General features: G+C 69.9%; 26 protein-coding genes. 14 read left to right on the top strand and 12 right to left on the bottom strand.

The annotated features are described in order from the left end of the window. Nucleotides 1–99 precede the first annotated feature (99 nt). Nucleotides 100–1,689 (top strand): Rieske 2Fe-2S domain-containing protein, encoded by a 1,590-nt coding sequence (locus tag ACYVHG_RS12695; RefSeq protein WP_461167820.1) that lies wholly within the window; start codon nucleotides 100–102, stop codon nucleotides 1,687–1,689. After that, a complete protein-coding gene (locus ACYVHG_RS12690) occupies nucleotides 1,686–2,753 on the top strand; it encodes a roadblock/LC7 domain-containing protein (protein WP_461167819.1) in 1,068 nt (355 codons plus the stop codon). The genes ACYVHG_RS12695 and ACYVHG_RS12690 overlap by 4 nt, the downstream gene beginning before the upstream one ends. Nucleotides 2,754–2,822: 69 nt before the next feature. On the opposite strand, the gene serS is transcribed toward ACYVHG_RS12690, so the two are convergent. After that, nucleotides 2,823–4,076 carry a serine--tRNA ligase gene (gene serS / locus ACYVHG_RS12685; protein WP_461167818.1) on the bottom strand — a complete coding sequence of 418 codons (1,254 nt, stop codon included), beginning with the start codon at nucleotides 4,074–4,076 and terminating at the stop codon, nucleotides 2,823–2,825. A 73-nt stretch (nucleotides 4,077–4,149) separates the two neighbouring features. Between serS and ACYVHG_RS12680 the strand changes: the two genes are divergently transcribed. From ACYVHG_RS12680 to deoD, 3 genes are read left to right on the top strand one after another with little or no spacing between them, the layout of a single operon-like run. Beyond that, nucleotides 4,150–5,175, top strand: a complete 1,026-nt coding sequence (locus tag ACYVHG_RS12680) for a septum formation family protein (RefSeq protein ID WP_461167817.1) — start codon at nucleotides 4,150–4,152, stop codon at nucleotides 5,173–5,175. A 3-nt stretch (nucleotides 5,176–5,178) separates the two neighbouring features. Further along, a complete protein-coding gene (locus tag ACYVHG_RS12675; protein WP_461167816.1) occupies nucleotides 5,179–5,523 on the top strand; it encodes a metallopeptidase family protein in 345 nt (114 codons plus the stop codon). Between the two features lie 11 nt (nucleotides 5,524–5,534). Beyond that, the gene (deoD, locus tag ACYVHG_RS12670; protein ID WP_461167815.1) at nucleotides 5,535–6,242 is read left to right on the top strand and encodes a purine-nucleoside phosphorylase; all 708 of its coding nucleotides are present in this window, start codon (nucleotides 5,535–5,537) and stop codon (nucleotides 6,240–6,242) included. A 56-nt stretch (nucleotides 6,243–6,298) separates the two neighbouring features. On the opposite strand, the gene ACYVHG_RS12665 is transcribed toward deoD, so the two are convergent. The 3 genes from ACYVHG_RS12665 to ACYVHG_RS12655 form a co-directional block, all read right to left on the bottom strand. Continuing rightward, a complete protein-coding gene (locus ACYVHG_RS12665) occupies nucleotides 6,299–6,925 on the bottom strand; it encodes a histidine phosphatase family protein (RefSeq protein ID WP_461167814.1) in 627 nt (208 codons plus the stop codon). Further along, nucleotides 6,922–7,854 carry a prephenate dehydratase gene (gene pheA, locus ACYVHG_RS12660; RefSeq protein WP_461167813.1) on the bottom strand — a complete coding sequence of 311 codons (933 nt, stop codon included), beginning with the start codon at nucleotides 7,852–7,854 and terminating at the stop codon, nucleotides 6,922–6,924. Before pheA ends, ACYVHG_RS12665 begins: the two co-directional genes overlap by 4 nt. Nucleotides 7,855–7,945: 91 nt before the next feature. After that, nucleotides 7,946–8,341 (bottom strand): hypothetical protein, encoded by a 396-nt coding sequence (locus ACYVHG_RS12655; RefSeq protein ID WP_461167812.1) that lies wholly within the window; start codon nucleotides 8,339–8,341, stop codon nucleotides 7,946–7,948. Nucleotides 8,342–8,428: 87 nt separating this feature from the next. Here ACYVHG_RS12655 and ACYVHG_RS12650 point away from each other — a divergent pair, with 87 nt between their 5' ends. Both ACYVHG_RS12650 and ACYVHG_RS12645 read left to right on the top strand, forming a co-directional pair. Continuing rightward, nucleotides 8,429–9,163: a DUF2470 domain-containing protein gene (locus tag ACYVHG_RS12650; protein WP_461167811.1), complete on the top strand. Its 735-nt coding sequence runs from the start codon at nucleotides 8,429–8,431 to the stop codon at nucleotides 9,161–9,163. 41 nt (nucleotides 9,164–9,204) lie between these two features. Then, nucleotides 9,205–9,897, top strand: coding sequence for a hypothetical protein (locus ACYVHG_RS12645; protein WP_461167810.1), 693 nt, complete (start codon nucleotides 9,205–9,207; stop codon nucleotides 9,895–9,897). On the opposite strand, the gene ACYVHG_RS12640 is transcribed toward ACYVHG_RS12645, so the two are convergent. Further along, nucleotides 9,898–11,379, bottom strand: coding sequence for an NCS2 family permease (locus ACYVHG_RS12640; RefSeq protein WP_461167809.1), 1,482 nt, complete (start codon nucleotides 11,377–11,379; stop codon nucleotides 9,898–9,900). 49 nt (nucleotides 11,380–11,428) lie between these two features. Between ACYVHG_RS12640 and ACYVHG_RS12635 the strand changes: the two genes are divergently transcribed. The 3 genes from ACYVHG_RS12635 (at nucleotide 11,429) to ACYVHG_RS12625 (ending at nucleotide 14,457) form a co-directional block, all read left to right on the top strand. Beyond that, nucleotides 11,429–12,208: a CPBP family intramembrane glutamic endopeptidase gene (locus ACYVHG_RS12635; protein ID WP_461167808.1), complete on the top strand. Its 780-nt coding sequence runs from the start codon at nucleotides 11,429–11,431 to the stop codon at nucleotides 12,206–12,208. Between the two features lie 113 nt (nucleotides 12,209–12,321). Further along, nucleotides 12,322–13,788 (top strand): LCP family protein, encoded by a 1,467-nt coding sequence (locus ACYVHG_RS12630; RefSeq protein ID WP_461167807.1) that lies wholly within the window; start codon nucleotides 12,322–12,324, stop codon nucleotides 13,786–13,788. Between the two features lie 9 nt (nucleotides 13,789–13,797). Then, nucleotides 13,798–14,457: a TetR/AcrR family transcriptional regulator gene (locus ACYVHG_RS12625; RefSeq protein WP_461167806.1), complete on the top strand. Its 660-nt coding sequence runs from the start codon at nucleotides 13,798–13,800 to the stop codon at nucleotides 14,455–14,457. Between the two features lie 37 nt (nucleotides 14,458–14,494). Here ACYVHG_RS12625 and ACYVHG_RS12620 read toward each other — a convergent pair whose 3' ends face one another. From ACYVHG_RS12620 to ACYVHG_RS12590, 7 genes are all read right to left on the bottom strand, one after another. After that, nucleotides 14,495–15,412 (bottom strand): DUF5926 family protein, encoded by a 918-nt coding sequence (locus ACYVHG_RS12620; RefSeq protein WP_461167805.1) that lies wholly within the window; start codon nucleotides 15,410–15,412, stop codon nucleotides 14,495–14,497. A 51-nt stretch (nucleotides 15,413–15,463) separates the two neighbouring features. Then, entirely contained in the window at nucleotides 15,464–16,222 is a 759-nt protein-coding gene (locus ACYVHG_RS12615) for a glycerophosphodiester phosphodiesterase (protein ID WP_461167804.1), read from the bottom strand. Beyond that, nucleotides 16,207–17,037 carry a DUF4328 domain-containing protein gene (locus ACYVHG_RS12610; RefSeq protein WP_461167803.1) on the bottom strand — a complete coding sequence of 277 codons (831 nt, stop codon included), beginning with the start codon at nucleotides 17,035–17,037 and terminating at the stop codon, nucleotides 16,207–16,209. The genes ACYVHG_RS12615 and ACYVHG_RS12610 overlap by 16 nt, the downstream gene beginning before the upstream one ends. Continuing rightward, nucleotides 17,037–17,387, bottom strand: coding sequence for a rhodanese-like domain-containing protein (locus tag ACYVHG_RS12605; protein ID WP_461167802.1), 351 nt, complete (start codon nucleotides 17,385–17,387; stop codon nucleotides 17,037–17,039). Before ACYVHG_RS12605 ends, ACYVHG_RS12610 begins: the two co-directional genes overlap by 1 nt. Nucleotides 17,388–17,520: 133 nt before the next feature. Continuing rightward, nucleotides 17,521–18,429 carry a S49 family peptidase gene (locus tag ACYVHG_RS12600; RefSeq protein WP_461167801.1) on the bottom strand — a complete coding sequence of 303 codons (909 nt, stop codon included), beginning with the start codon at nucleotides 18,427–18,429 and terminating at the stop codon, nucleotides 17,521–17,523. A gap of 47 nt (nucleotides 18,430–18,476) precedes the next feature. Continuing rightward, nucleotides 18,477–18,893: a DUF2752 domain-containing protein gene (locus tag ACYVHG_RS12595; RefSeq protein WP_461167800.1), complete on the bottom strand. Its 417-nt coding sequence runs from the start codon at nucleotides 18,891–18,893 to the stop codon at nucleotides 18,477–18,479. Nucleotides 18,894–18,908: 15 nt separating this feature from the next. Further along, nucleotides 18,909–19,304 (bottom strand): hypothetical protein, encoded by a 396-nt coding sequence (locus ACYVHG_RS12590; protein WP_461167799.1) that lies wholly within the window; start codon nucleotides 19,302–19,304, stop codon nucleotides 18,909–18,911. 239 nt (nucleotides 19,305–19,543) lie between these two features. Between ACYVHG_RS12590 and ACYVHG_RS12585 the strand changes: the two genes are divergently transcribed. From ACYVHG_RS12585 to ACYVHG_RS12570, 4 genes are all read left to right on the top strand, one after another. Beyond that, nucleotides 19,544–19,696: a hypothetical protein gene (locus ACYVHG_RS12585; RefSeq protein WP_461167798.1), complete on the top strand. Its 153-nt coding sequence runs from the start codon at nucleotides 19,544–19,546 to the stop codon at nucleotides 19,694–19,696. A gap of 137 nt (nucleotides 19,697–19,833) precedes the next feature. Further along, complete coding sequence (locus ACYVHG_RS12580; protein WP_461167797.1) at nucleotides 19,834–20,436, top strand: superoxide dismutase; 603 nt, start codon at nucleotides 19,834–19,836, stop codon at nucleotides 20,434–20,436. Between the two features lie 85 nt (nucleotides 20,437–20,521). Then, a complete protein-coding gene (locus ACYVHG_RS12575) occupies nucleotides 20,522–21,124 on the top strand; it encodes a class I SAM-dependent methyltransferase (protein WP_461167796.1) in 603 nt (200 codons plus the stop codon). 296 nt (nucleotides 21,125–21,420) lie between these two features. After that, nucleotides 21,421–22,158 carry a TMEM165/GDT1 family protein gene (locus tag ACYVHG_RS12570; RefSeq protein WP_461167795.1) on the top strand — a complete coding sequence of 246 codons (738 nt, stop codon included), beginning with the start codon at nucleotides 21,421–21,423 and terminating at the stop codon, nucleotides 22,156–22,158. The last annotated feature ends 44 nt before the right edge of the window (nucleotides 22,159–22,202 follow it).

Below are 22,202 nucleotides of genomic sequence, written 5' to 3'. Positions count from 1 at the left end.
GTAAGGGTAACCGCGGGCGGCGGGTAAGGCGCCGAAGCCGCACACGATCGCCGCTATTACTCTGTAGCGGGTAAGTAGCAGTAGGCGAAAGGGTCCACCGTGCAGGTCACCAGCGTCGGGCACGCGGGTTTCCACATCTCCACCGCCGCAGGCACCATCCTGTGCGATCCGTGGGTCAATCCGGCCTACTTCGGCTCGTGGTTCCCGTTCCCGGACAACACCGGTCTGGACTGGAAGGCGCTCGGCGACGTGGACTACCTCTACGTCTCCCACCTGCACCGCGATCACTTCGACGAGAAGAACCTGGCCGAGAACATCAACAAGGAGGCCACCGTTCTGCTGCCGGACTACCCGGTGCCGGATCTGCGGCGCGAGCTCGAAGCGCTGGGTTTCACCAAGTTCTTCGAGACCCAGGACTCGGTCAAGCACACCGTCTCCGGCCCCAAGGGCGATCTGGACGTCATGATCATCGCGCTGCGCGCCCCCGCGGACGGCCCGATCGGCGACTCCGGCCTGGTGGTCTCGGACGGCGAGACCGTGGTCTTCAACATGAACGACGCCCGACCGGTGGACCTCGACGTGCTCGACGAGTTCGGCGGGGTCGATGTGCATCTGCTGCAGTACTCCGGCGCCATCTGGTACCCGATGGTCTACGACATGCCCAAGGGCAGTAAGCGCCGGTTCGCCGAGCAGAAGCGCCAGCGCGGCATGGACCGGGCCCGCAGCTACGTCGACCAGGTCGGTGCGCCGTGGGTGGTGCCCTCGGCCGGCCCGCCCGCCTTCCTCGATCCCGAGTTGCGGTTCCTCAACGACGAGGGCCGGGTCGACCGGGAGACGATCGGCGGCGACCCGTCGAACATCTTCCCGGACCAGATCACCTTCCTCGAGGAGATGCGCCGCAACGGCAACGACGGCGGGATACTGATGATCCCCGGCACCGTCGGGGAGTTCCGCGGGTCCGAGAAGCTCTCGGTGACCCACCCGGTCTCCGACGCCGAGGTCGCGAAGATCTTCGACGACAAGACCGCCTACCTCGACGCCTTCGCCGAGCGCCAGGCCGGCGTGCTGGCGGCGGAGAAGGCCTCCTGGGCCAAGGACGACGGGGTGCCGCTGCTGCCCGCACTCAAGGCCAAGTTCGAGCCGATCATGCAGGCGTCGGCGCTGATCAGCGACGGTATCGGCTACCCGGTGGGGCTGGAGATGCTGGCCGCGGACGGCACCGTCGAGACGGTGGTCCTGGACTTCCCGAACCGGATCGTGCGGCCGCCGCTCGACGGTGAGGGCAAGTACCGCTACGGCTTCCGGATCGCCGCCGAGCTGGTCCGCACGGTGCTGCGCGACGACGAGCCGGACTGGGTGAACACGATCTTCCTGTCCACCCGGTTCACCACCTGGCGGATCGGCGGCTACAACGAATTCCTCTACACCTTCTTCAAGTGTTTGACCGATGAGCGGATCGCCTACGCCGACGGCTGGTTCTCCGAGGCGCACGACGACTCCGCGTCGATCGACCTGGACGGCTGGGAGGTGCAGCGGCGCTGCCCGCACCTGAAGGCGGATCTGTCGAAGTTCGGTGTGGTCGAGGGCGAGAAGCTCACCTGCAACCTGCACGGCTGGCAGTGGGACCTCGAGTCGGGGCGGTGTTTGACCTCGAGCGGGCATGAGCTCCGTGCCCGGCGGCTGACGTGAACCGGCCCACTCGCCCGCCCAGCAACCGGCAGCGGGTCGAGGACTACTACGGGGTGCACGAGACCGGTATGGGGCCTCGTCCGGCGCAGCCCGGCCAGCAGAACCAGCCGGCGCAACCTGTCCAGCAGCAGGGACAGCAGAGCCGGCCGGGCCCGCAGGACCAGCCCGGCCCGCAGGCGCCGGGCCAGGCCCGGCCGAGTCAGGGGCCCACTCCCCCGCGCCGGATCCCGCCACCCGAGGAACAGGTGGCCGCCAAGGCCGCCCGCGGCAAGCCCGACCCGCTGACCGACCCGCTCACCTCGGAGACCTTCAACGGGATCGCGCCGGAACCGGACACCTTCGCCTCCGATCCGGTCGGGGTCACCGGCGGCTACGGGTACAGCGCGACGACCGGACCGTCGACTTTCGAGGACTCCGATCCGTTCGCCCCGCCGAAGTTCGAGCCGACCTTCGAGCCGCCCACGTTCGAGCCGCCGAAGTTCGAGCGCCGCGAGGCCGGCACCGGCGACCCACAGGCGCCCACGCTGGACGAACCCGACGAGTCCTACATCGACGTCGAGGTGGTGGACGTGGTCGAGGTGACCCATTCGCTGCCCGAGCCGCTGGCGATCGACCCGTTCCCCTACACCACGATCGACGAGAGTTACGTCGACGAGTCCCTCCTTCACACTCCGCATCTACCCGAGGAGCCCGGTATGGCCGACTTCAACGAGTCCCTGAGCGAAGCGATGAACATCGACGGCGCATTGGGGGTGGCACTGGTCGACTCCGGCAGCGGCATGGCACTGGCGACCGCGGGAGATCCGGCCGGCTTCAACCTCGAAGTGGCCGCCGCGGGCAACTCCGCGCTGGTCCAGGCCATGGGACGTACCCTCGGCGACCTGGATCTGGACGATCACATCGAGGACATCCTGATCACGCTGGGCACTCAGTACCAGATCGTACGGCCGATCCGGCAGGGCACCGACGACCTGTTCCTGTACCTGGTGCTCGACCGCTCGCGCGCGAATCTGGCGATGGCGCGGTTCCGGCTGACCAAGCTGGCCGAGGCGATCGAGCTCTAGTCTGCGAAACGTGCAGATTTCTGGCCTATGAAGCCGGATTCGGCTTCATAGGCCAGAAATCCGTGGTTTTCACGGACGAAGAACGTCGGTCCCGATGAACGGCTGCAGCGCCGCGGGCACCCGGATCGAGCCGTCGGGCTGCTGGTGGTTCTCCCAGATCGCGACCAGCCAGCGAGTGGTCGCCAGGGTGCCGTTGAGGGTGGCGGCGATCTGCGGGCGGCCGTCCTCGTCGCGGTAGCGGATTCCCAGCCGGCGCGCCTGGAAGGTGGTGCAGTTGGAGGTCGAGGTGAGCTCGCGGTAGCGGCCCTGCGAGGGCACCCAGGCCTCACTGTCGAACTTTCGCGCGGCCGACGAGCCGAGGTCGCCCGCCGCCACGTCGATCACCCGGTAGGGCACCTCGACCGCGGCCAGCATCTCCTTCTCCCAGTTCAGCAGCCGCTGATGCTCGGTCTCGGCGTCCTCGGGCTTGCAGTAGACGAACATCTCGATCTTGTCGAACTGGTGCACCCGGATGATGCCGCGGGTGTCCTTGCCGTACGAGCCGGCCTCGCGCCGGAAACAGCTGGACTGCGCGGCGTAGCGCAGCGGGCCGTCCGAGAGGTCCACGATCTCGTCCATGTGGTACCCGGCCAGCGGCACCTCGGAAGTGCCCACCAGGTACAGGTCGTCGGCTTCGAGCCGGTAGATCTCGTCCGCGTGCGCACCCAGGAAGCCGGTTCCGGCCATCACCTCGGGCTTGACCAGCACCGGCGGCACCATCAGCGTGAACCCGTTCGCCACGGCCTTCTGCACGGCCAGCTGCAGCAGCGCCATCTGGAACAACGCGCCGTACCCGGTCATGAAGTAGAACCGCGAGCCGGAGACCTTCGCGCCGCGCTCCATGTCCAGCAGTCCCAGCCCCTCGGCCAGTTCCAGGTGGTCCTTGGGATCGTCGATCTCCGGGATCTCGCCGACGTGCTCGAGCACCACGAAGTCGTCCTCGCCGCCGGGCGGGACACCGTCGATGATGACGTTGCCGATCTTCCGGGCCACCTCGTCGAAGACCTCGTCGGCACGGGTCTGCGCCGCCTCGGCCTCCTTGACCCGTCCGGCCAGTTCACCGGCGGCGGCGACCAGCGCGGGGCGCTCCTCGGGGGAGGCCTTGCCGATCAGTTTCGACGATGCCTTGTGCTCGGCCCGCAGGGTGTCGGCGGCCAGGACCGCGGCACGACGATCCGCGTCCGCGGACAGCAGCGCGTCGACCAGCGCCGGGTCCTCTCCACGGGCGCGCTGCGAGGCGCGCACACGGTCAGGGTTCTCGCGAAGCAGCTTGACGTCGATCACGCGACCAGCCTATTCGGCACTGCTCGCCCATCCCAAACCGCGGTCCGCCGCCGGGCAGGCATGATGGACGGTGATGTCCGAGGAAGATGACACCCAGGCCACCCGTTTCGACCCCGCCGACGAACCGGCCGAGCCCGCACCGCGCCGCGGTGCCGCGGCGTGGGCGGTGCGCGCGGTACTCGCCGCTGTGATCGTCGGTGCGGTCGCGATCGGCGCCGCCCTGTTCGCGACCGGCGCCTTCGAGCCGAAGAACGAGGAGAAGGCACCGCGCCTGGCCTCGGCCGGGAGCACGCTCGCGCGCACCTCTGCCGGCACCTGTCTGAACTGGGACAAGGATCCCACGACGATGACCCCGGTCGACTGCGCGCAGCCGCACAAGTTCGAGGTCGCCGGCGCTCCTGCGCGCAACCTCCCGGCCGAGGCCGGGTATCCCACCGAGACCGCACTCGCCGCGCAGCGCGACCAACTGTGCCCTCCGGTGGTCGACAAGTACCTGGAGAAGCGGCTCGACCCGAAGGGCCGCTTCCAGATGGGTCTGCTGACCGCCGGCCAGAAGGCCTGGGAATCGGGTGACCGGACCATGCGCTGCGGCATCCAAGTGGTCGACGGTGGCGGTACCGCGCTCGACACCGTCGGCAAGGCGGCGAACCAGGACCAGTCGGTGTCCTGGCCGCCGGGCACCTGCATCGGCCTCGGCGACCGCGGTCAGGCCACCGGGCCGGTCGAATGCAGCGTGCCGCACGCCTTCGAGGTGACGGCGGTGATCGACATGCGCCAGCCCTTCCCGGAAGCCTCCTGGCCCACCCAGCAGCAACAGGAGGAGTACCTGCAACGGATCTGTCCGTCGCGGACCACGGCCTGGTTCGGCGCGCAGGACGGGTTGCGGAAATCCGGTCTGCAGTTGCAGTGGAACACGCTCGCGCAGCCCTCGTGGACCGCGGGCTCGCGGTCGGCGATCTGCTTCGTGGCCTCGTCGAAGGACGGTCGCACGTACACCCCGGTGACGGGTTCGGCGAGATCGCCGGATCTGCTGATCGACGGGAAGAAGCCGGTGATGCCCACCTTCCCGGGCGCGGCGCCGCCGTCGGGTCCGAGGTAGCCGGTGCACGTCTCGCGCCGCGCCTTCTCCGAGTGGGTCTCCGACGCCCTCGACGACGTCCCGCCCGAGTTGGCGCGGGCGATGGACAACGTGGTGGTGCTGGTGCGCGACCGCAACGAGGACGAGCCGACGCTGCTCGGCCTGTACGAGGGCATCTCGCTGACCGAGCGGGACTGGAACTACGTGGGCACCCTGCCGGACACCATCACCATCTACCGTGAGGCGCTGATGGACGTGTGCGAGACCGAGGAGCAGTTGCGCCGGGAGATCCGGGTGACGGTACTGCACGAGATCGGCCACCACTTCGGCATCGACGATCACAAACTCCACGAACTGGGCTGGGCCTGAAAGGAACCGTCATGCCGACTCCGCACAACACCGCCGAACCGGGCGATTTCGCCCCCGTCGTCCTGATGCCCGGCGACCCGCGCCGGGCCCGCCGCATCGCCGAAACACTGTTCGACGATGCCCGTCTGGTCAACGAGGTGCGCGGGATGGAGGCGTACACCGGCACCGTCGGCGGACGGCCGATCTCGGTAATGGGTTCGGGCATGGGTATGCCCACCATGACGATCTACGCCACCGAGCTCTTCCGCGAGTACGGGGTGCAGCGGATCGTCCGGGTGGGGACCTCCGGCGCGTACCAGGACGACACCCGGCTCGGCGACGTGATCGTGGTGACCGCCGCGCACACCGATTCGGCGATCAACGAGCCGCGGGTGCCCGGTGTGCGGCTGGCACCCGCGGCGTCGTTCCCGTTGCTGCGGGCCGCCGTCGGCGCGGCGGAGCGCCGGGGTATCCCGGTGCAGGTGGGAACGGTGTTCTCGTCGGATCACTTCTATCTCGCGCGCGAGGGGCTGCACTCCGAGCTGCGCGATCACGGCACGCTGTGCGTCGATATGGAGACCGCGGGCCTGTACGGTGTGGCCGCGGCCGAGGGCGGTCAGGCGCTGACGGTGCTCACGGTGACCGATCACCTGTTCCGCGGGGAGGCGATCTCCCCGCAGGAGCGGGAGAGCGGTTTCTCCAACGCCGCGCAGATCGCGATCGAGGCCGCTTTCAGCTGACCGGTACTGCTGGCAGGGCGAACCGCCTCAGCCGCCGTAACTCCTTTAACCCCCCCTTAACCCATCGGGTCCAGGTGCGACGGTGCGTCGGCCCAGCTCACCAGCTCCCACCCGGTGCCGGTGGGACGCAGCACGATCTCCCCGGTGTTGGGCAGGTGGTGCCGGTGCGCGTATCCGCTGTCCACGCCGGCCAGCCGCGCGGCCACCAGCCGGATCGCGGCACCGTGGCTGACCAGGTAGGCGTCGCCGTCGGCGAGGTGGTCGCGGCGCACCTGCTCGACCGTGGGCAGGTAGCGTTCGAACAGGTCGGAGGCGGATTCGCCGCCGGGCAATGCCGCTGAAAGGTCACCGAAGTGCCAGCTCCGGACCACCTGCTGGAAGGCCTTGATCGCGTCCTCGTCGCTGCGTCCCTCGAGGTCGCCCGCCTGGATCTCGTGCACCCCGTCGACCACGGTGACCGGCATCTGCCAGCCGGTGCCGATCAGTCCGGCGGTCTGCTGCGCGCGGCGCGCGACCGAGGACAGCAGCACCGCCGGTGCCGGCCCCGGGCGTTCGGCGGCGAACCGACGGGCCTGTTCCGAGCCGTCCGGGGTGAGCGGCGCTCCGGGCGGCAGCGTGTCGAGGATCTTCGCGACGTTGGCGGTGGTCTGGCCGTGCCGGACCAGGTGCAACAGGCCGGTCATCGTCGTCCCTCCCGAACGTCCTCGAACCACTGCTGTGCGTCCCCGGGGTCGGCCGGGGGTGTTCCGGGCCCGCCCGGACGGGGCCAGGAGCCGAGGTAGCGGACGTCCTCGCAGACGCGGTGCAGGGCGCGCAGCGCCTCCCCGACCGCCGGATCGTCGATGTGCCCGACGGCGTCGAAGTGGAACACGTAGCTACCGAATACCGTTCGCTTGGGCCGGGACTCGATGCGGGTCAGGTCCACGCCGCGCAGCGCGAACTCGGCCATCGCCAGGGCCAGCGAGCCGGGGCGGCTGGGCACGTCGATGATCACCGAGGTGCAGTCGGAGCCGGTGCGCGGAGGCGGCGTTCCGGGGCGTCCGCAGAGCACGAACCGGGTGCGGGCGTCGGCCACGTCGGCGACCCCGGTGGCGGCCTCGTCGACGCCGTGCATCCGGGCGGCGAGCGCGGTGGTCACCCCCGCATCCACCCGTCCGGCGGCGACATCGGCGGCGGCGGCCGAGTTCGACGCCGCGGGTACCACCTGCGCCTGCGGCATGTTGGCGGCCAGCCACTTCCGCACCTGCGCGGTGGCGATCGGGTACGCACCCACGGTGCGGGCCCGCTCCAGCGGCATCCGGGAGGCGATCGAGAAGGCGACGGCGAGGTCGGTCTCGGCGAAGATCTGTAGCGGGGTGCCGAAGGTGAGAGTGTCCAGGGTGGGCGTGACCGGGCCCTCCACCGAGGATTCGATGGGCACACAGGCGAGGTCCGCCGCGCCGTCGGCGACGAGCTCGAGCGCGGCGATCTGGCTGGGCGCACTGATCCGCTCGGCCCCGGTGAGCGCGATACCGGGGACCGACATCTCACCGCGCTCAGCGAGCTCCTGGCACTGCAGCAGCGCCATTTCGGTGAAGGTCCCCTCGGGTCCGAAGTAGGCGATCCGCGTCACGGTCCAACTCTATCGGAGGCGCCGGGCGGGCCGCCGGGCTCGAGCCGCAACGTGGCACGCGGCCTCCGTCGAGCAGGCCTCCTGAGCAGGTTCAGCGCAGTCCGAGCGCATGCAGCCGTTCGGTGACGGCCTGCGGGTCCGCGGTCACCAGATGCCGCAGGCGCTCGCGGACGGCGTCCTGCGCCATCGGATTGAGGGTCGTCAGGCGCTGCTCGTCCGGGTGCGCGGCGGCGGACTCGATGTCTTCGCCGGTGAGCGCGGCGACGGTCGCACAGAGCACGGCGATCGCCTCGTCGGCGCTGCTCACGGCGATTTCGAAGCCGGGTCCGGTTTCGTGCACACCGTGCACCAGGAACTCGGAGAGCGCGGTGAGCTCGCCGGGCCGGTAGGTGCAGCTCTTACGGCCCGACGGTGCCGCCACGGCCAGCCCGTCGACCAGGGACATCGGCTCGCGCGGGGGTGCGAGCAATTCCAGTTCGATCGCCATTACGGTGACCATAACCCTTGCCCACAGTTGCTCACAGCATTAGGTTAGGGTTACCTTCTTAGAACATTCCGAGCGAGAGGAGTCGCCATGAGTGCCCCCACCATCGCCGAGCCGACCCCGGCAGAGCGAGTCCGCAGCATCGCGGCGGTACCCCATGCCGCGGTTCTGGTCGCCGACGGATACGAGCCGATCACCGTGGCCCTGCACCACGTGCTCAGCGACCGGCTCATCGTCGCCGTCTCCGACGACGCGCCGTGGCTCGAAGGAGCCCGCGCCATGGTCGAGATCAACGACATCTCCCCGCTGCCGCTGCGGGAGCGGACCCGGTCGCTGGTGTGGCTGTCCGGCCGGCTCTCCGAGGTGGCCGACGGCGCGGCCCTGGCGGCTCGGATCGCCGTGGAGAACCCGCTGGAGGCGCTCCTCGACGTGGGCCACGGCTCACGACTGCTGACCATGCCGATCGAGACCGCGGTGCTCGCCGATGCGGCCGGTGCCGCCTCGGTGACCGGTGACGAGCTGGCCGCGGCCGAGCCCGACCCGTTCGCCGAGTACGAGTCGGCATGGCTCGGACACGTCGAGGCCGGTCACCCGGAGATGGTCGGACAGCTGGCCCGCCGCCTGCCCGGCCGGCTGCGCAACCATCGGATCCGGCTGCTGGGCATCGACCGGTTCGGCATCCGGTTGCGCGCCGAGCACCACGAACTCTCCGATGTGGACGTGCGCCTGAACTTCGCACAGCCCGCATCCGATATGGCCGCGTTGCAACGCGGTATCCGCATCCTGCTGGGCTGCCCGTTCCTCAACGGCCTGCGCGCCGGCTGATCCACCCGGTACTTACGCACCGGAACGGTTAGATTGGCGAGATGAGCGCCACTGACGACAGCTCCCGCCCCGGTCCCACCCCCGACGATTCCGGGCTGCCGGTGCCGCCCGATCACTCCGGCTCCGAACCGCCACGCCCCGGCATGGCCGAGCGCGCCGGTGATGCGGCCAAACTCTGGCTCCGACGGATCATCGGCGCGGTCGTGGTGCTCGCGCTGCTAGTCGGCGTCTACTTCATCCTGGCGGCGATCATCCCGCGCTGGTGGGCCGAGCGGCTCGGCCGGATCATCGACGGCAGCATGCTCACCGGCACCGGACTGGGGCTCGCGATCGGCTTCGTGTGCACCGCGGTCCCCCTGCTCCTGCTGGTCTTCGCCGGCCGCCGGGTGCGCAGCCGCCCGATCCTGGCCGTGCTCGCCGCAGTGCTGGCGGTGATCGCCGCGGTCCCGAACCTGCTCACCCTGACCATCGTGCTGGGCACCGGCAACGCCTCCCACGCGGGTCAGCGGATCCTCGACGTCGCCGGCCCCATGTTCCGCGGCGCGTCCGGCGTCGGCGCCGTGATCGGCCTGCTCATCGCCGTGGTTCTGCCCATCCTGGCCGCGGTGCTCCGCCGCAGGCGGGCAGCACGGAAGCTGCAGAAGGCGAACGAGAAGGCCGCAGCGAAGCAGGCCAAGCTCGAGGCCAAGGAGGCCGCTCGGGCGGAGAAGGCCGCCCGACGCAGCGCCGAGTGACTACTTGGCGATCCCGAACAGCGTCTCGATCGGGGTCTTCGCGAAGTACATCAGGAACAGCGCGGCCACGATCCACAGCAGCGGGTGCACCGACTTCGCCTTGCCGCGCGCCACGGCCATCACCACCCAGGTGATGAAGCCGATGCCGATGCCGTTGGCGATCGAGTAGGTGAACGGCATCGACACCACGGTCAGGAACACCGGCAGGGCGATGTCGAAACGGGTCCACTCGATGTCGCGGAGCTGGCCGATCATCATCGCGCCCACGATCACCAGCGCCGGCGCGGCCGCCTCGGAGGGCACCACCTCGTAGAGCGGGGTGAAGAACATGGCCGCCAGGAAGAGCACACCGGTGACGATGTTCGCCAGACCCGTGCGGGCGCCCTCGGCGATGCCCGACGCCGACTCCACGAAGACGGTGTTCGACGATGCCGAGGCACCGCCGCCGACGATCGCGCCCGCACCCTCGACCGCGAGCGCCTTTCCGATGTTGGGGACGGTGCCGTCCGGGCGCATCAGGTCAGCCTCCTTGGTCAGGCCGGTGATGGTGCCCATGGCGTCGAAGAAGTTCGACAGCACCAGCGCGAAGACCAGCACGGACGCGGCGAGCACACCGATCCGGGTGAAGGCGCCGAAGACGTCCACCTCGCCGACCAGCGACAGGTCCGGCAGGCCACCCAGGCTGGCCGGTAGCTCGGGGATGTTCAGGCTCCAGCCGTGCGGATCCTTGAACGACGGTCCCAGGCCCGCGACCTTCTGCACCACCAGCGCCAGCACCGTGGTCACCACGATGCCCACCAGGATCGCGCCCGGCACCTTGCGGACCACCAGCACACCGATCAGCAGCACACCGAAGACGAACACCGCTGTCGGCCAGGCGGCCACCGAATTGCCGATGCCCAGTGCCACGGGCACCGTCGTACCGGCGGCGTCCGGGATGCGGCGGACGAAACCTGCGTCGACCAGCCCGATGAACGCGATGAAGCAGCCGATCCCGGCCGCGATCGCCGCCTTGAGCTCGGCCGGGATGGCGCGGAAGACGGCGGTGCGGAAACCGGTGACACCGAGGATCACGATGATGATGCCGTCGATCACCACCAGGCCCATCGCCTCGGGCCAGGTGACCTGCGGGGCGATGCTCACCGCGAGCAGGCTGTTGACGCCCAGTCCGGCGGCGATACCGAAGGGGTAGTTGACGATGGCGCCGAAGACGATGCACATGATGCCCGCGGCCAGTGCGGTCACCGCGGCGACCTGCGCGGTGGGGAGCACGTTGCCGAGTACGTCGACGTTCTTGTTGTTGCCGACGACGCCGCCGATGATGATCGGGTTGAGCACCACGATGTAGGCCATCGTGAAGAAGGTGACGAGGCCACCGCGGAGCTCGCGGGACACCGTCGAGCCACGCTCGGAGATGTGGAAGAAGCGGTCGATCGGCCCCAGTCGGGGTTCGGTGGCAGTGGACACGGCGTTCCCCTTCATGTCACGGCAGGACCGCGCGATCGTACAACGCTCCCTATAGGGTGTCCCGGTGAGCGCCCCAGAATCCTCGCCACCGCAGGACCGCCGCCTGCTCAAGGCGGAGACCGCGATCGTCCTGATGGTGACTTTCGCCTGGTCGGGGCTGTATTCGATGGTCCGTCTGGTCGGCTATCAACTCGGCTCCGGAGTGGGCTCGCAGACCGTCACACTGAACCCGGTTCGAAGCCCGAACGCGGTGATCGATTTCCTCTTGCAGGTACTCGGCGCGGTGCAGTTGTTCGGCTGGGCCGCGCTCGCGCTGTACCTGTTGGCCCGGTCCGGCATCGGTCTCGCCGATCTCGGTCTCGCGTACCGGCTCCCCCGGGCACAGGTGCTGCGGAATCTGTGGCTGGGGACCGCGCTGGCGGCGTTGATCGGGATCCCGGGGCTCGCGCTGTACGCCGCCGGGCGGGCACTGGGGGTCTCGGCGAGCGTGGTGCCCACGTCCGGCGAGGTGCAGTGGTGGCGGATCGTGACCTACGTGCTGTTGGCCGCGGGTAACGCGGTGGCGGAGGAGGTCGTGGTGGTCGGCTTCCTGATCACCAGGCTGCGGCAGCTCGGCGTATCTGCGGCGCCCGCTGTCGCGGCATCCTCGCTGCTCAGAGGTAGCTATCACCTGTATCAGGGGTTCGGTGCGGGCCTGGGGAACGTGGTGATGGGCGTGATCTTCGGCGCCGCGTACCAGCGCTGGCGGCGGCTGTGGCCGCTGGTGATCGCCCATTTCCTGCTCGATGTTGTCGCCTTCGTCGGCTACGCCCTGCTCCGCCCGCACCTGGGCTTGTTGACCTGATCGCCGCACGAACGTCGGTCTCAGCGGCGCTCACCTCGCATCTGCCCAGGTCACTACGACCCCCACGCCGGAGAGACCGACATTCGTGCAGCTCCCCCGTACAGTCGGACGACGTGAACGACGAACGACCGCGGGGCCCGGAGCGGCAGCAGCCGAACCTCGCCTGGTCGCAGGTCCCTGAGGGGGACCCGCGCGCCCGCGCGCCCCGGCACCCGCAGGGCATCCCGCGCCAACGCCCGTCCGGTGCCCCCGACCGCCGGCCCATGCCCGGGCAGCAGCACCGCCCCCTGCCCGGCACGTCGGGCGTTGCGGGCCGGCCGCCGGCCGGCCGGGCGGGCGCGCAGCCCGGCCACGCGATCCCCCCGCAACCCCGTGCCACCCGGGTGGAGCGCCCCGAGCAGCGACAGGCGCCGGCCCACCCGGACTGGGCGCCCCGGCAACAGCCCGAACCGCTCCCCCCGTCCCGCCGAGCGGGTTCCCGAGCCGGGGGCAGCCGGGGCGGCCGGGTACCTCCGCCACCGCGCCCGCCCCGCGACAGTGCACGCAACGGGCTGTTCGGGCGTCCGGGCCGCGCACCGCAGCCGCGCATCCGCCGCAAGCGCAAGCTCCATCCGGCCCGCTGGATCGGGATGCTGCTGATCGCGCTGCTGGTCGGGACGGTGGCCGGCGCCGTCTACTTCGACACCAAGCTCACCCGGATCGACGCGCTGGCCGCCTACTCCGGCCGCGTGTCCGACACCCCCGGCACCAACTGGCTGCTGGTGGGTACCGATGCCCGTGAGGGCCTGACCCCGGCGCAGCAGAAAGCCCTCGCCACCGGCGGCGATCTCGGTGGTGCCCGCACCGACACCATCATGTTGGTGCACATCCCGCGCTCGGGGAAGGCGACTCTGGTCTCCATACCGCGTGACCTGTTCGTGCAGGTCCCGGGCCAGGGCGGACACAAGATCAACGCCGCGTACTTCCTCGGCAGCACCTCCGGGGGCGGCGACGCGGGCGGCGCACGGCTGCTGGTCCAGACCTTCGAGAAGGCGGCCGGACTGCGGATCGACAATTACGCGGAGATCGGGTTCGGGGGTTTCGCGAACATGGTCGACGCACTGGGCGGCATCGAGATGTGCCCGAAGTACCCGATCAACGACCCCAAGGCCGGTATCCGGCTCAAGGCCGGCTGCCAGGAGCTCGACGGTGCGCAGGCCCTCGGTTACGTGCGTACCCGGGCCACCCCGAACGCCGATCTGGACCGCGTGGTGCATCAGCGGGAGTTCATGTCGGCGCTGTTCAAGGAGTCCACCTCGCCGACCACGCTGATCAACCCGTTCGCGATGTGGGGCATGGCGAACGCGGTAGCCGGGGCGCTCACCGTCGATCAGGACACCCACCTGTGGGATCTGGCGCGGCTGGCCTGGGCCCTGCGCGGGGGCACCGTCACCACCACCACGCCCACCGGCGGCAGCGCCTACACCAGTGACGGCGACTCGCTGGCCTGGGGGAACAACACCACGGAGTTCTTCCGACTACTCGCCGCGGACAAGCCGATCCCGGATCGGCTCCTCAGCGAACCGCCGGCCAACGGATAAGGTGGTCTGATGACTGAACGCGGCCGGATCGGCCGCCCCCCGAAGGTGAATCGTGAGCAGGTGGTGGCCGCGGCCGCCGACATCCTCACCAACGAGGGGCCACTGAAGTTCTCGATGCGCTCTCTGGCCGCGAGGCTTGACATCAGCGCGATGGGGATCTACCACTACTTCGACTCGAAGAACGATCTCCTCGGGGCCGTCCTCGAGCACCAATCGTGGAACACACCCGTCCCGGAGTTGGAGCAGGATCCGCACCAGCGGTTGGTGCAGTTGCCGTTGATCGTGATCACGCACCTGAGCAAGCATCCGTGGGTGATCGACGTGCTCGCCGCGGACGAGATCCTCGACACCTACTCGGCGTGGTCCTTCGACGCCTTCCTGGTGACCACCGATGAGATCGGGATCGACGAGGCGGAGTCACTGCAACTGCTGCTGGGGTTGTGGCGGATCGTGATCGGCGAGGTCACGGTGCGCACGAACCTCGCGGTGCGCGACAGCCGCCCGGCGTCCAGCGCCTGGTACCAGCGTGAGGCGCCGCCGTACATCAGCGACTATCCGCGGGTGGCCCGCGCCCTCGGCTCGGTGGCCGAGGGCGTGAGCAGCTACGACATCCGCGACACGATCGTCGCCTACCTGCGGGGCGCTCTGGGCGAGCGCTTCCACGGCTGACCGGAGCGGCTGAGCAGGGCCGAGCGGACCGGTGGCGCTACAGCGAGACCTGCCGCCCGCGCAGGCCGTCGCGGGAGCGCCGCTGCGCGCCGGTGAGCTCGGAATCGTCGGCCAGGGCCTCCGCCAGGCACTCGGCCAGTTCGACGGTGCCGGGCACCCACTCGTCCGGGTGCGATTCCCGGTCCAGGTCGAAGACGGGGACCAGGAGGCCATCGGCGCGGAACGAGCCGGCGAACCGGGATCCCTCGCCGACGGTGAGCCCGCCCGCGGCGTGCACCCGGGCCAGCGCGGCCATCAGGTCGTCCTCCGGCGCCGGGTGCACCCACCGCAGGTGTGCCTTGGAACCGGTATCGGCCCACCAGGGCGCCCCCAGGGATGCAGCCTCGCCGGCGGAGGCGGCGGAGGTGAGGTCGAGCCGCGCAGCCGGGGTGATCAGCGAGTTCGCGTGCTCGACCAACTGCTTGGTCTGCGCATCCACATCGGCGGTCAGCCACCAGTCGAAGTCCTTGTGCACGGTGATCTCCAGTGGAGCGTCCGCGTCGAGCACCTCCAGCAGTGCACCCTCGCCGGGTTCGGCGAGCACCTCGCCGGTCTCGGCGTCGGCGGCGAACCGGGCGGCGCCGGCCAGTGCCGCGCCGGGATCCGCGGGGCGGCTCGCGGCCTGCAGTGCGGCGTAACCGACGACCCCGTCGGCCTCCTCCCGGACCAGTGCGAAGGGTGCACCGGGGAGCACCGTCGCCAGGCGGATCTCGCGGTTGGCGCCGGTCACCTTCAGCGGCGCGGTGGCACTGGGAACGAACTGGCGCAGGGCCACGATGTCGCATTCGGCGGCCAGGCCCTGGAACGGGCGGCTGGTCGATGCGGCGTTCGCCTCGGAGCGGGCTCGCTGCGCGGCCAGCTTCTCGGCACGGTTCGATCCCTCACGGGGAGTGGCATTGCGTTCGCGTCTACCCATGCACCGCAGGGTACGCGAGCGCCGCGACCGCCAGCGCGGCCGCTCCCCGGCTCAGCCCTGCAACCAGGACCGGGTACGCGCCGGGTGATTGGTGGCGATCCACTCCACTCCGAGGCCGTTGCACAGTGCGACGTCGGCCTCGGAATCGACTGTCCAGCAGTAGGTGAAGCGGCCGGCGGACCGGGCCTTGGCGACGGTGTCGGGACGCTCGCGCAACGATTCCACCGACGGTCCGATGCCCTGCGCCCGCACCGCCGTGGCGGCGCCACCGCCGAGCAACCGGGAGGCCTCGCCGAGCAGCACCGCGGGAACGCCGGGAGCGTTGCGGCGGACCCGCCAGATCGCCGAGCCGGAGAAGGAGATGACGACGACCGGGGCGTCGGCCGGGTCCTCGGGCCGGGACAGCCCGTGCCGTTGCAGGGTGGCGAGCAGTTTCTGCTCGACCATGCCGCCGAAGCGCACCGGGTGCTTGGTCTCGACGAACAGCCTGCGATCGGCGCTGCGGGCCAGGTCGATCAGTTCGTCCAGGGTGACCACCGGTTCGGCGTGGCCGGGCCGCTTCCAGGAGCCGAAGTCCATCGCCTTGAGGTCGACGAGTCGGAGTTCGGAGACGGCGCCGGTGCCGTCGGAGGTCCGTTCGACGGTGCGGTCGTGCACGCAGACCAGGTGCTGGTCCTTGGTGAGCCGCACATCGCATTCGATGGCGTCGGCGCCCTCGGCGACGGCCGCCTCGAAGGCGCTCATGGTGTGTTCCGGGAACTCTCCGCTGGCGCCCCGATGCGCCACGATCCCCGCTACACCGCCAACCATCGCACCTGTTCCTCCCGCTCCGCCGCGCGCGGCCCGCGTTCGATCAGCCGCACTCCTCGTGCGGTCACCACCAGGAACGCCCCTGCGAGCAGGTACGTCAGCGTCGTGTAGACCATCGAATCGGCGCCGTGTTGCAGGCCGCCGGCCGCTCGGGAGTACGCCACGCACCCCAGGGTGACGATAGTCAGGAGCACCCACGCCGCCCACCACCGGCGGATGAACAGCACGCGACCATCGGCCCGCTGCGGTGCGGCGCGGTCCTGCGCGTTGACCAGTTCCACCAGCAGGACCGGGGCGGTCACCAGGTTGACCACCGGCACCAGGCAGTAGAGCCAGACCTGCCAGCGCGGCCGCGGCTCGGTGGTGCCGAGCACGGCGTAGGTCCGCTCCCGCACGGCCTGCAACCACAGGGTGAGCACCACGAAAAGGCCGGTCACCAGGATCACCGCGAGCCAGCCGAGCGCGAAGACGGCCACCGTCGCGGGCCAGGCCAGCCAGGCCGGGACCGGCCCGGAGCGGTTGACCACGAGCAGGAGGTAGGCGGCGAACTCGGCGCCCGCTGCGAGGAAGACCCCGACGATGGTCAGGCGCAGCGCGAACGGTGTGACCACGGCGGCGCTCTCGGCGGCGCTCTCCGGGCGGGGCCGCACCGGGGTGAAGTCCTGCCGCAGTCCCCAGCGCGGGATGTTCCGGTAGCGCGGGGTGGGCAGCGGGCCGGGCGACGGTGGCCGCGGCACCGGCAGGGTCTCCGGGGGGCGACGGGCGAGCCAGCGCACACGGGGCGGTTGCACCCGGCTGCGCGTGGGCGGGTGCATCAGACCTCTCCCCGGCTGCCGTCCGGGCGGACGACGGGACGCTGGGCGCACGCCCAGGCGATCATTCCGCCGTCCACCACGACGGCGTCTATCCCCACGGTCTCCAGATAGCGCACAGCCCGGTCCGAGCGGCCACCGCCGCGGCAGATCACGTAGATCTCGCTGTCGAGGTCGAGCTCACCGAACCTGATGGGCAGTTCGGCGAGCGGGATGTGCACCGCTCCGGGCGCGTGACCGAGCTCCCATTCGTCGGATTCGCGCACGTCAAGCAGGGTGAGCGAGTCGGCCGGACCGAGCTCGCTCGGCAGCGCGTCGACGGGGATCGGACCTTCGCCGGGGTGTTCGGTCATGTTCGCCAGTCTTCCACGTACCGCGGCCGGGGCCGAGGCTTCATCCACAGTTTCCACAGGCTCATCCACAACTTGAGGCTTTTGAACACAGTGCTTCATCAGCGCGAATCGAGCGGCCTGTGGACCCTTTCGGTCAGAGGCCGTGATCGGCCCACAGGCCCCGGCGGTTCAGCGCGCCGAGTGCACCGTCGAACACTCCGGAGGTGACGCCGGCCGCCAGTCCTGCGACGCCGGCGGTGACACCGCCGCCCAGCACCCGCGCCAGCAGGGGCTTGGGCAGGTGCATGGCCTCGATCTCGGCGTCCGGGTAGCGCTGCGCGATCACGGCGCGCAGCGTGCCGACACCGTCCGCCAGCCCCAGTTCCACCGCGCGGCGACCGATCCACACCTCACCGGAGAACACTGCGGGGTCGTCCACCAGGCGCGACCCGCGCCGCTCGGTGACCCAGTCCCGGAAGGCGGCGTGGATCTCGCCCTGCAACGATTCGAGCCATTGCACGTCCGCCTCGGCGATGTCCTCGAACATGTCCAGGCGGTGTTTGGCCTCTCCTGCGGTGAAGACCCGCCGCTCCAGGCCGATCTTGCCGATCAGTTCCTTCGCGCCGAAGCCCGCCGAGATCACGCCGATCGAGCCGACCATCGAGGTGGTGCTCACATGGATCTCGTCCGCGGCGCAGGCCAGCCAGTAACCGCCGGAGGCGGCGACGTCCTCGCAGAAGGCCAGGACCGGCAGCTCGTGCTCGGCGGCGAGCTGCCGGATCCGGGAGGCGATCAGCTCGGACTGGGCGGGGGAACCGCCGGGGCTGTTGACCGTCAGTGCCACGGCGACGGCGTCCTCGGTCTCGAAGGCGCGGCGCAGCACGGATTCGAGACCGGCCAGGTTCAGTACTCCGCGGGAGACGCCCCCGGTGAGGGCGGGGGCGGCGATCGGACCCTCCAGGCGGACGACGGGGACCACGCCTGCGGTCCTTCCCATGACGGCGCGGACGCGGTGTGAGGCGGCCTTGGCCGCGTCCTGCAGATCGGTGACGAGTGCGCTCATGGCCCCGACGGTAGTAGCAGCCTCCGACGGATCCGAGTCAATGCTGGTCAGGGGGCCAGTGGTGATCCCGGGAGGTTCCGCGCCACGGTCCATACCGAGATCAGCACCATCGCGGCGAGCCACAGGTACTTGTTGGTGGGCAGCGCCGGGACCTGGAAACCGACCCGGCGGCCGAGCCAGCCCAGCCAGAGCCAGAGCAGCAGCGCACCCGCAGGATAGACGAGCAGGTTGGACGCGGCGGCGGCGCCGAAGGCCCCGTTGGTGAGGTCGTTGACCGCCCGCAGGCCACCGCACCCGGGGCAGTACAGGCCGGTGACCGCGAACAGCGGACACACCCCCCAGCTGTACTGCTGGTGCGGATCGCGCAGGTGCAGCGCCAGGGCCACTGCACCGGCCCCGGCGGCGACGGCCAGCGGTGCCGCGACGGCGCGCGCACTCCAGCGTGCGGTGGTCGTCGCGGTCATGGGTCCAGGCTAGCGTCAGGCGGTCGTGATCCACGCCAGGCCGCCGAACAGGCAGGCCAGCGAGACCACCGCGTCCAGCAGCGCATGGACCCAGGCGGTGCGGCGGTTGAGCAGGTTGAGTACGGCGTGGGCGCCGAAGGTGGTGCCCAGGAGCAGCGAGATGATGGCGGTGATCGCGAGGACGTCGAGGCCGACGAAGCTGCAGGCCATCGCCGCGCACTGGCGGAACGAAGGCATTGCGGCGATGGTCAGCGCGAAGTTCGCGATGGTCGCGGTCAGGGAGATCACGAGCAGTGCCGTGGAGACGACGACGTCGAGGCGGGTCTGGCGCCGGCCGGTGAGGGTTCGTACGCGGCGGGCCCGACCAGCGAGCGGGGACAGGGTGCGTCCCCTCGTGCTGTATCCGGTCATGAATCCATGATCCAGCGATCGCGGATCGATTCCAAGCCTCTGCGATAGAGACATGACCCATATCTATCACTGTGGCGACTTTCGTCCCTGGTGGAGCGGGCCGAAGGTCTCCGTCACCGGATTCGTCACACTCCGGCGGTCCCGGGCCGGTCACTCGATTTTCCCGGACACGCCCGGTCCGCTATGGTGGTCGATGTCACAGCGCGTGACATGTTTCACAGCGCCCCGGGAGGAACGCGATGACGGTCAAGCAGACCCATGCCGCAGCGGCCACGCCGACCGGCGCCGCGCGGAATTACTGCACCGTCTACTTCTCGCGGTCGCTCACCCGCACCCTGGTCACGATCGTGGCGCTGGTGGCCGCGCTCGCGCTGATCATCACCCTGTCCTGATCCCGGCCCCGAACCTCAACCGGGCTTCAGGCGCATTCGTTCCTCCTTATTGCGGAACCATTCCAGATAAGAAAAGCTGGAGTGGCATCGAAGGATCAGCCAGGGGGCCGTCCGCCCCCGTAACGAAGGGATCACACGTGGCCGTCTACACACTGCCCGACCTCGACTACGACTACAGCGCTCTGGAGCCCCACATCTCGGGCGAGATCATGCAGTTGCACCACGACAAGCACCACGCCGCCTACGTGGCGGGCGCGAACGCCGCGCTGGCGCAGCTCGCGGAGGCCCGCGAGGACGGTTCGATCGCCACCAAGGCGCCGCTGCTGTCGAAGAACCTCGCCTTCCACCTCGGTGGCCACACCAACCACTCGATCTTCTGGAAGAACATGTCGCCGGACGGTGGCGACAAGCCGGTCGGCGAGCTGGCCGCCGCGATCGACGAGTTCTTCGGCGACTTCGACAAGTTCCAGGCGCATTTCAACGCCGTCGCGAACACCCTGCAGGGTTCGGGCTGGTCCATCCTGGCCTACGACCACCTCGGGCAGCGCCTGGTGATCGAGCAGCTCACCGATCAGCAGGGCAACATCTCGGTCAACCTGACACCGCTGCTCATGCTGGACATGTGGGAGCACGCCTTCTACCTGCAGTACAAGAACGTCAAGGCCGACTACGTCAAGGCCTGGTGGAACGTCGTGAACTGGGACGACGTCGCCGCTCGGTACGCCGCGGCCACCGCCTGAGTCCGCGTCACCGACGAAACCCCGTCCAGCGCCCGGCGCCGGCGGGGTTTCGTCGTCCCGCACACGAATCGAGGTCGGACGAACCGTGAAGCAGCCCGGTTACGACGCCATGGCCGACCGCTACGCGGAGGCCTTCGGCGAGCCCTACCAGTTCCCGATGGAACGGCACGCGGCCGCCGCCTTCGCCGAGGAGGCCGTGCTCCGGTGCGGCCGCACCGTCGACGTCGGCTGCGGGCTCGGCCACGTCAGCGCCGATCTGACCGCCCGAGGCCTGGACGTGATCGGCGTCGATCCGAGTCCGGGGATGCTCCGGCACGCCCGCAGGATGTACCCGCGACTGCACTTCGCCGACGGTGACGCCCTGCTCACCGAACTGCCCGGGATCGAGATCGCAGCCGTCGTGGCCCGGTTCAGCCTGATCCACCTGCCGCCGGAGCGGGTTCGCGAGACCCTGCACCGGTGGGCCGATCGCTGCGCGCCCGGTACACCGGTCCTGGTCGCCTTCCAGACCGGGGACCGCGGCGACCCCACGCCGTTCGACCACGCGGTGGCGCCGGCATGGCGCTGGCATCCGGACGGTTTCGCCGCCGCTCTGGACGACGCCGGCTTCGCCGAGGGGTGGCGGATCATCTACCGCGACAACGACTATCGATTCGACATGGCCCACCTCCTGGCCCGGCGACGATGATCGGTCCGGACGGTGATCCGGTTCGCCACCGGCACTCACTCAGGGCGACCGAAACCTCCTCCGAGGCAGCGTGAAGAATCCACATCGGCTGCCAAAACTAGTGTAGGGCTTGCGATTTCGGATCCACGTGACTACCGTGGAGTTCGCACGAAGGGGAGTAGCCCTCAATCGCGCGGTCGACATACTGGCGAGAGCCCGGCCCCGCGAACCTCAGTGGTGGGCGAGACCTTTGTGCCACTTCCGCGGTCCGATGGTCGGATCCGTGTGGCACAGGTCTTTTCCGGGAGGTATGCACCGTGCTCAACGCGTTGCTGGTCAGTTTCGCCGTGGTCTTCGTCGCCGAGCTCGGCGACAAGTCCCAACTGATGGCGATGACCTTCGCCGCCCGGTTCAAGTGGTGGATCGTCCTGGCGGGTATCACCGTCTCGACGGCCCTGGTGCACATCGCCTCGGTCGGTATCGGTTTCGCCCTCGGCTCGGCCATCCCCACCGAACTGATCACCGCGATCGCCGGAATATCGATGCTGGTCTTCGGCTTCTGGACCTGGCGCGGCGATACGCTCTCCGAGGACGAGTCCACCACCGCCGACCGGGTCACCCGGTCGGTCTTCCTGGCCGTGACGTCCGCCTTCTTCCTCGCCGAGCTGGGCGACAAGACCATGCTCGCCACCATCACCCTGACCACACAGCACGATTGGTTCGGGGTGTGGGTCGGCTCCACCGCGGGCATGGTCGCCGCGGACGCACTGGCGATCGTGGTCGGCGCGCTGCTCGGCTCCCGGCTGCCCGAGCGCGCGGTCGCCATCGGCGCGACCGTCCTGTTCTTCGGATTCGGCGCCTGGCTGCTGGCCGATGCCTGGGCCGAGCTGGATGCGCTCGGGCGCGCGGTGGCCGGCATCGCCGTGGCACTGACCGTCTCGGCGGGGCTGATCGTGGTCCGGCGGGCGCACCGAACGGCCGGCGCACGCTCGCACGGTGACGCCGATCCGTTCCGTTCGCACACCCCCGCTCCGGGAAGAACGACGATTCACTAATGTGAGGTGGGTCGCCCGCGGTCCGCGGCGCGTGCACACATCAC

The organism is Tsukamurella serpentis (genome assembly GCF_054780975.1).
This window is presented reverse-complemented; position numbering and strand designations above follow the sequence as displayed.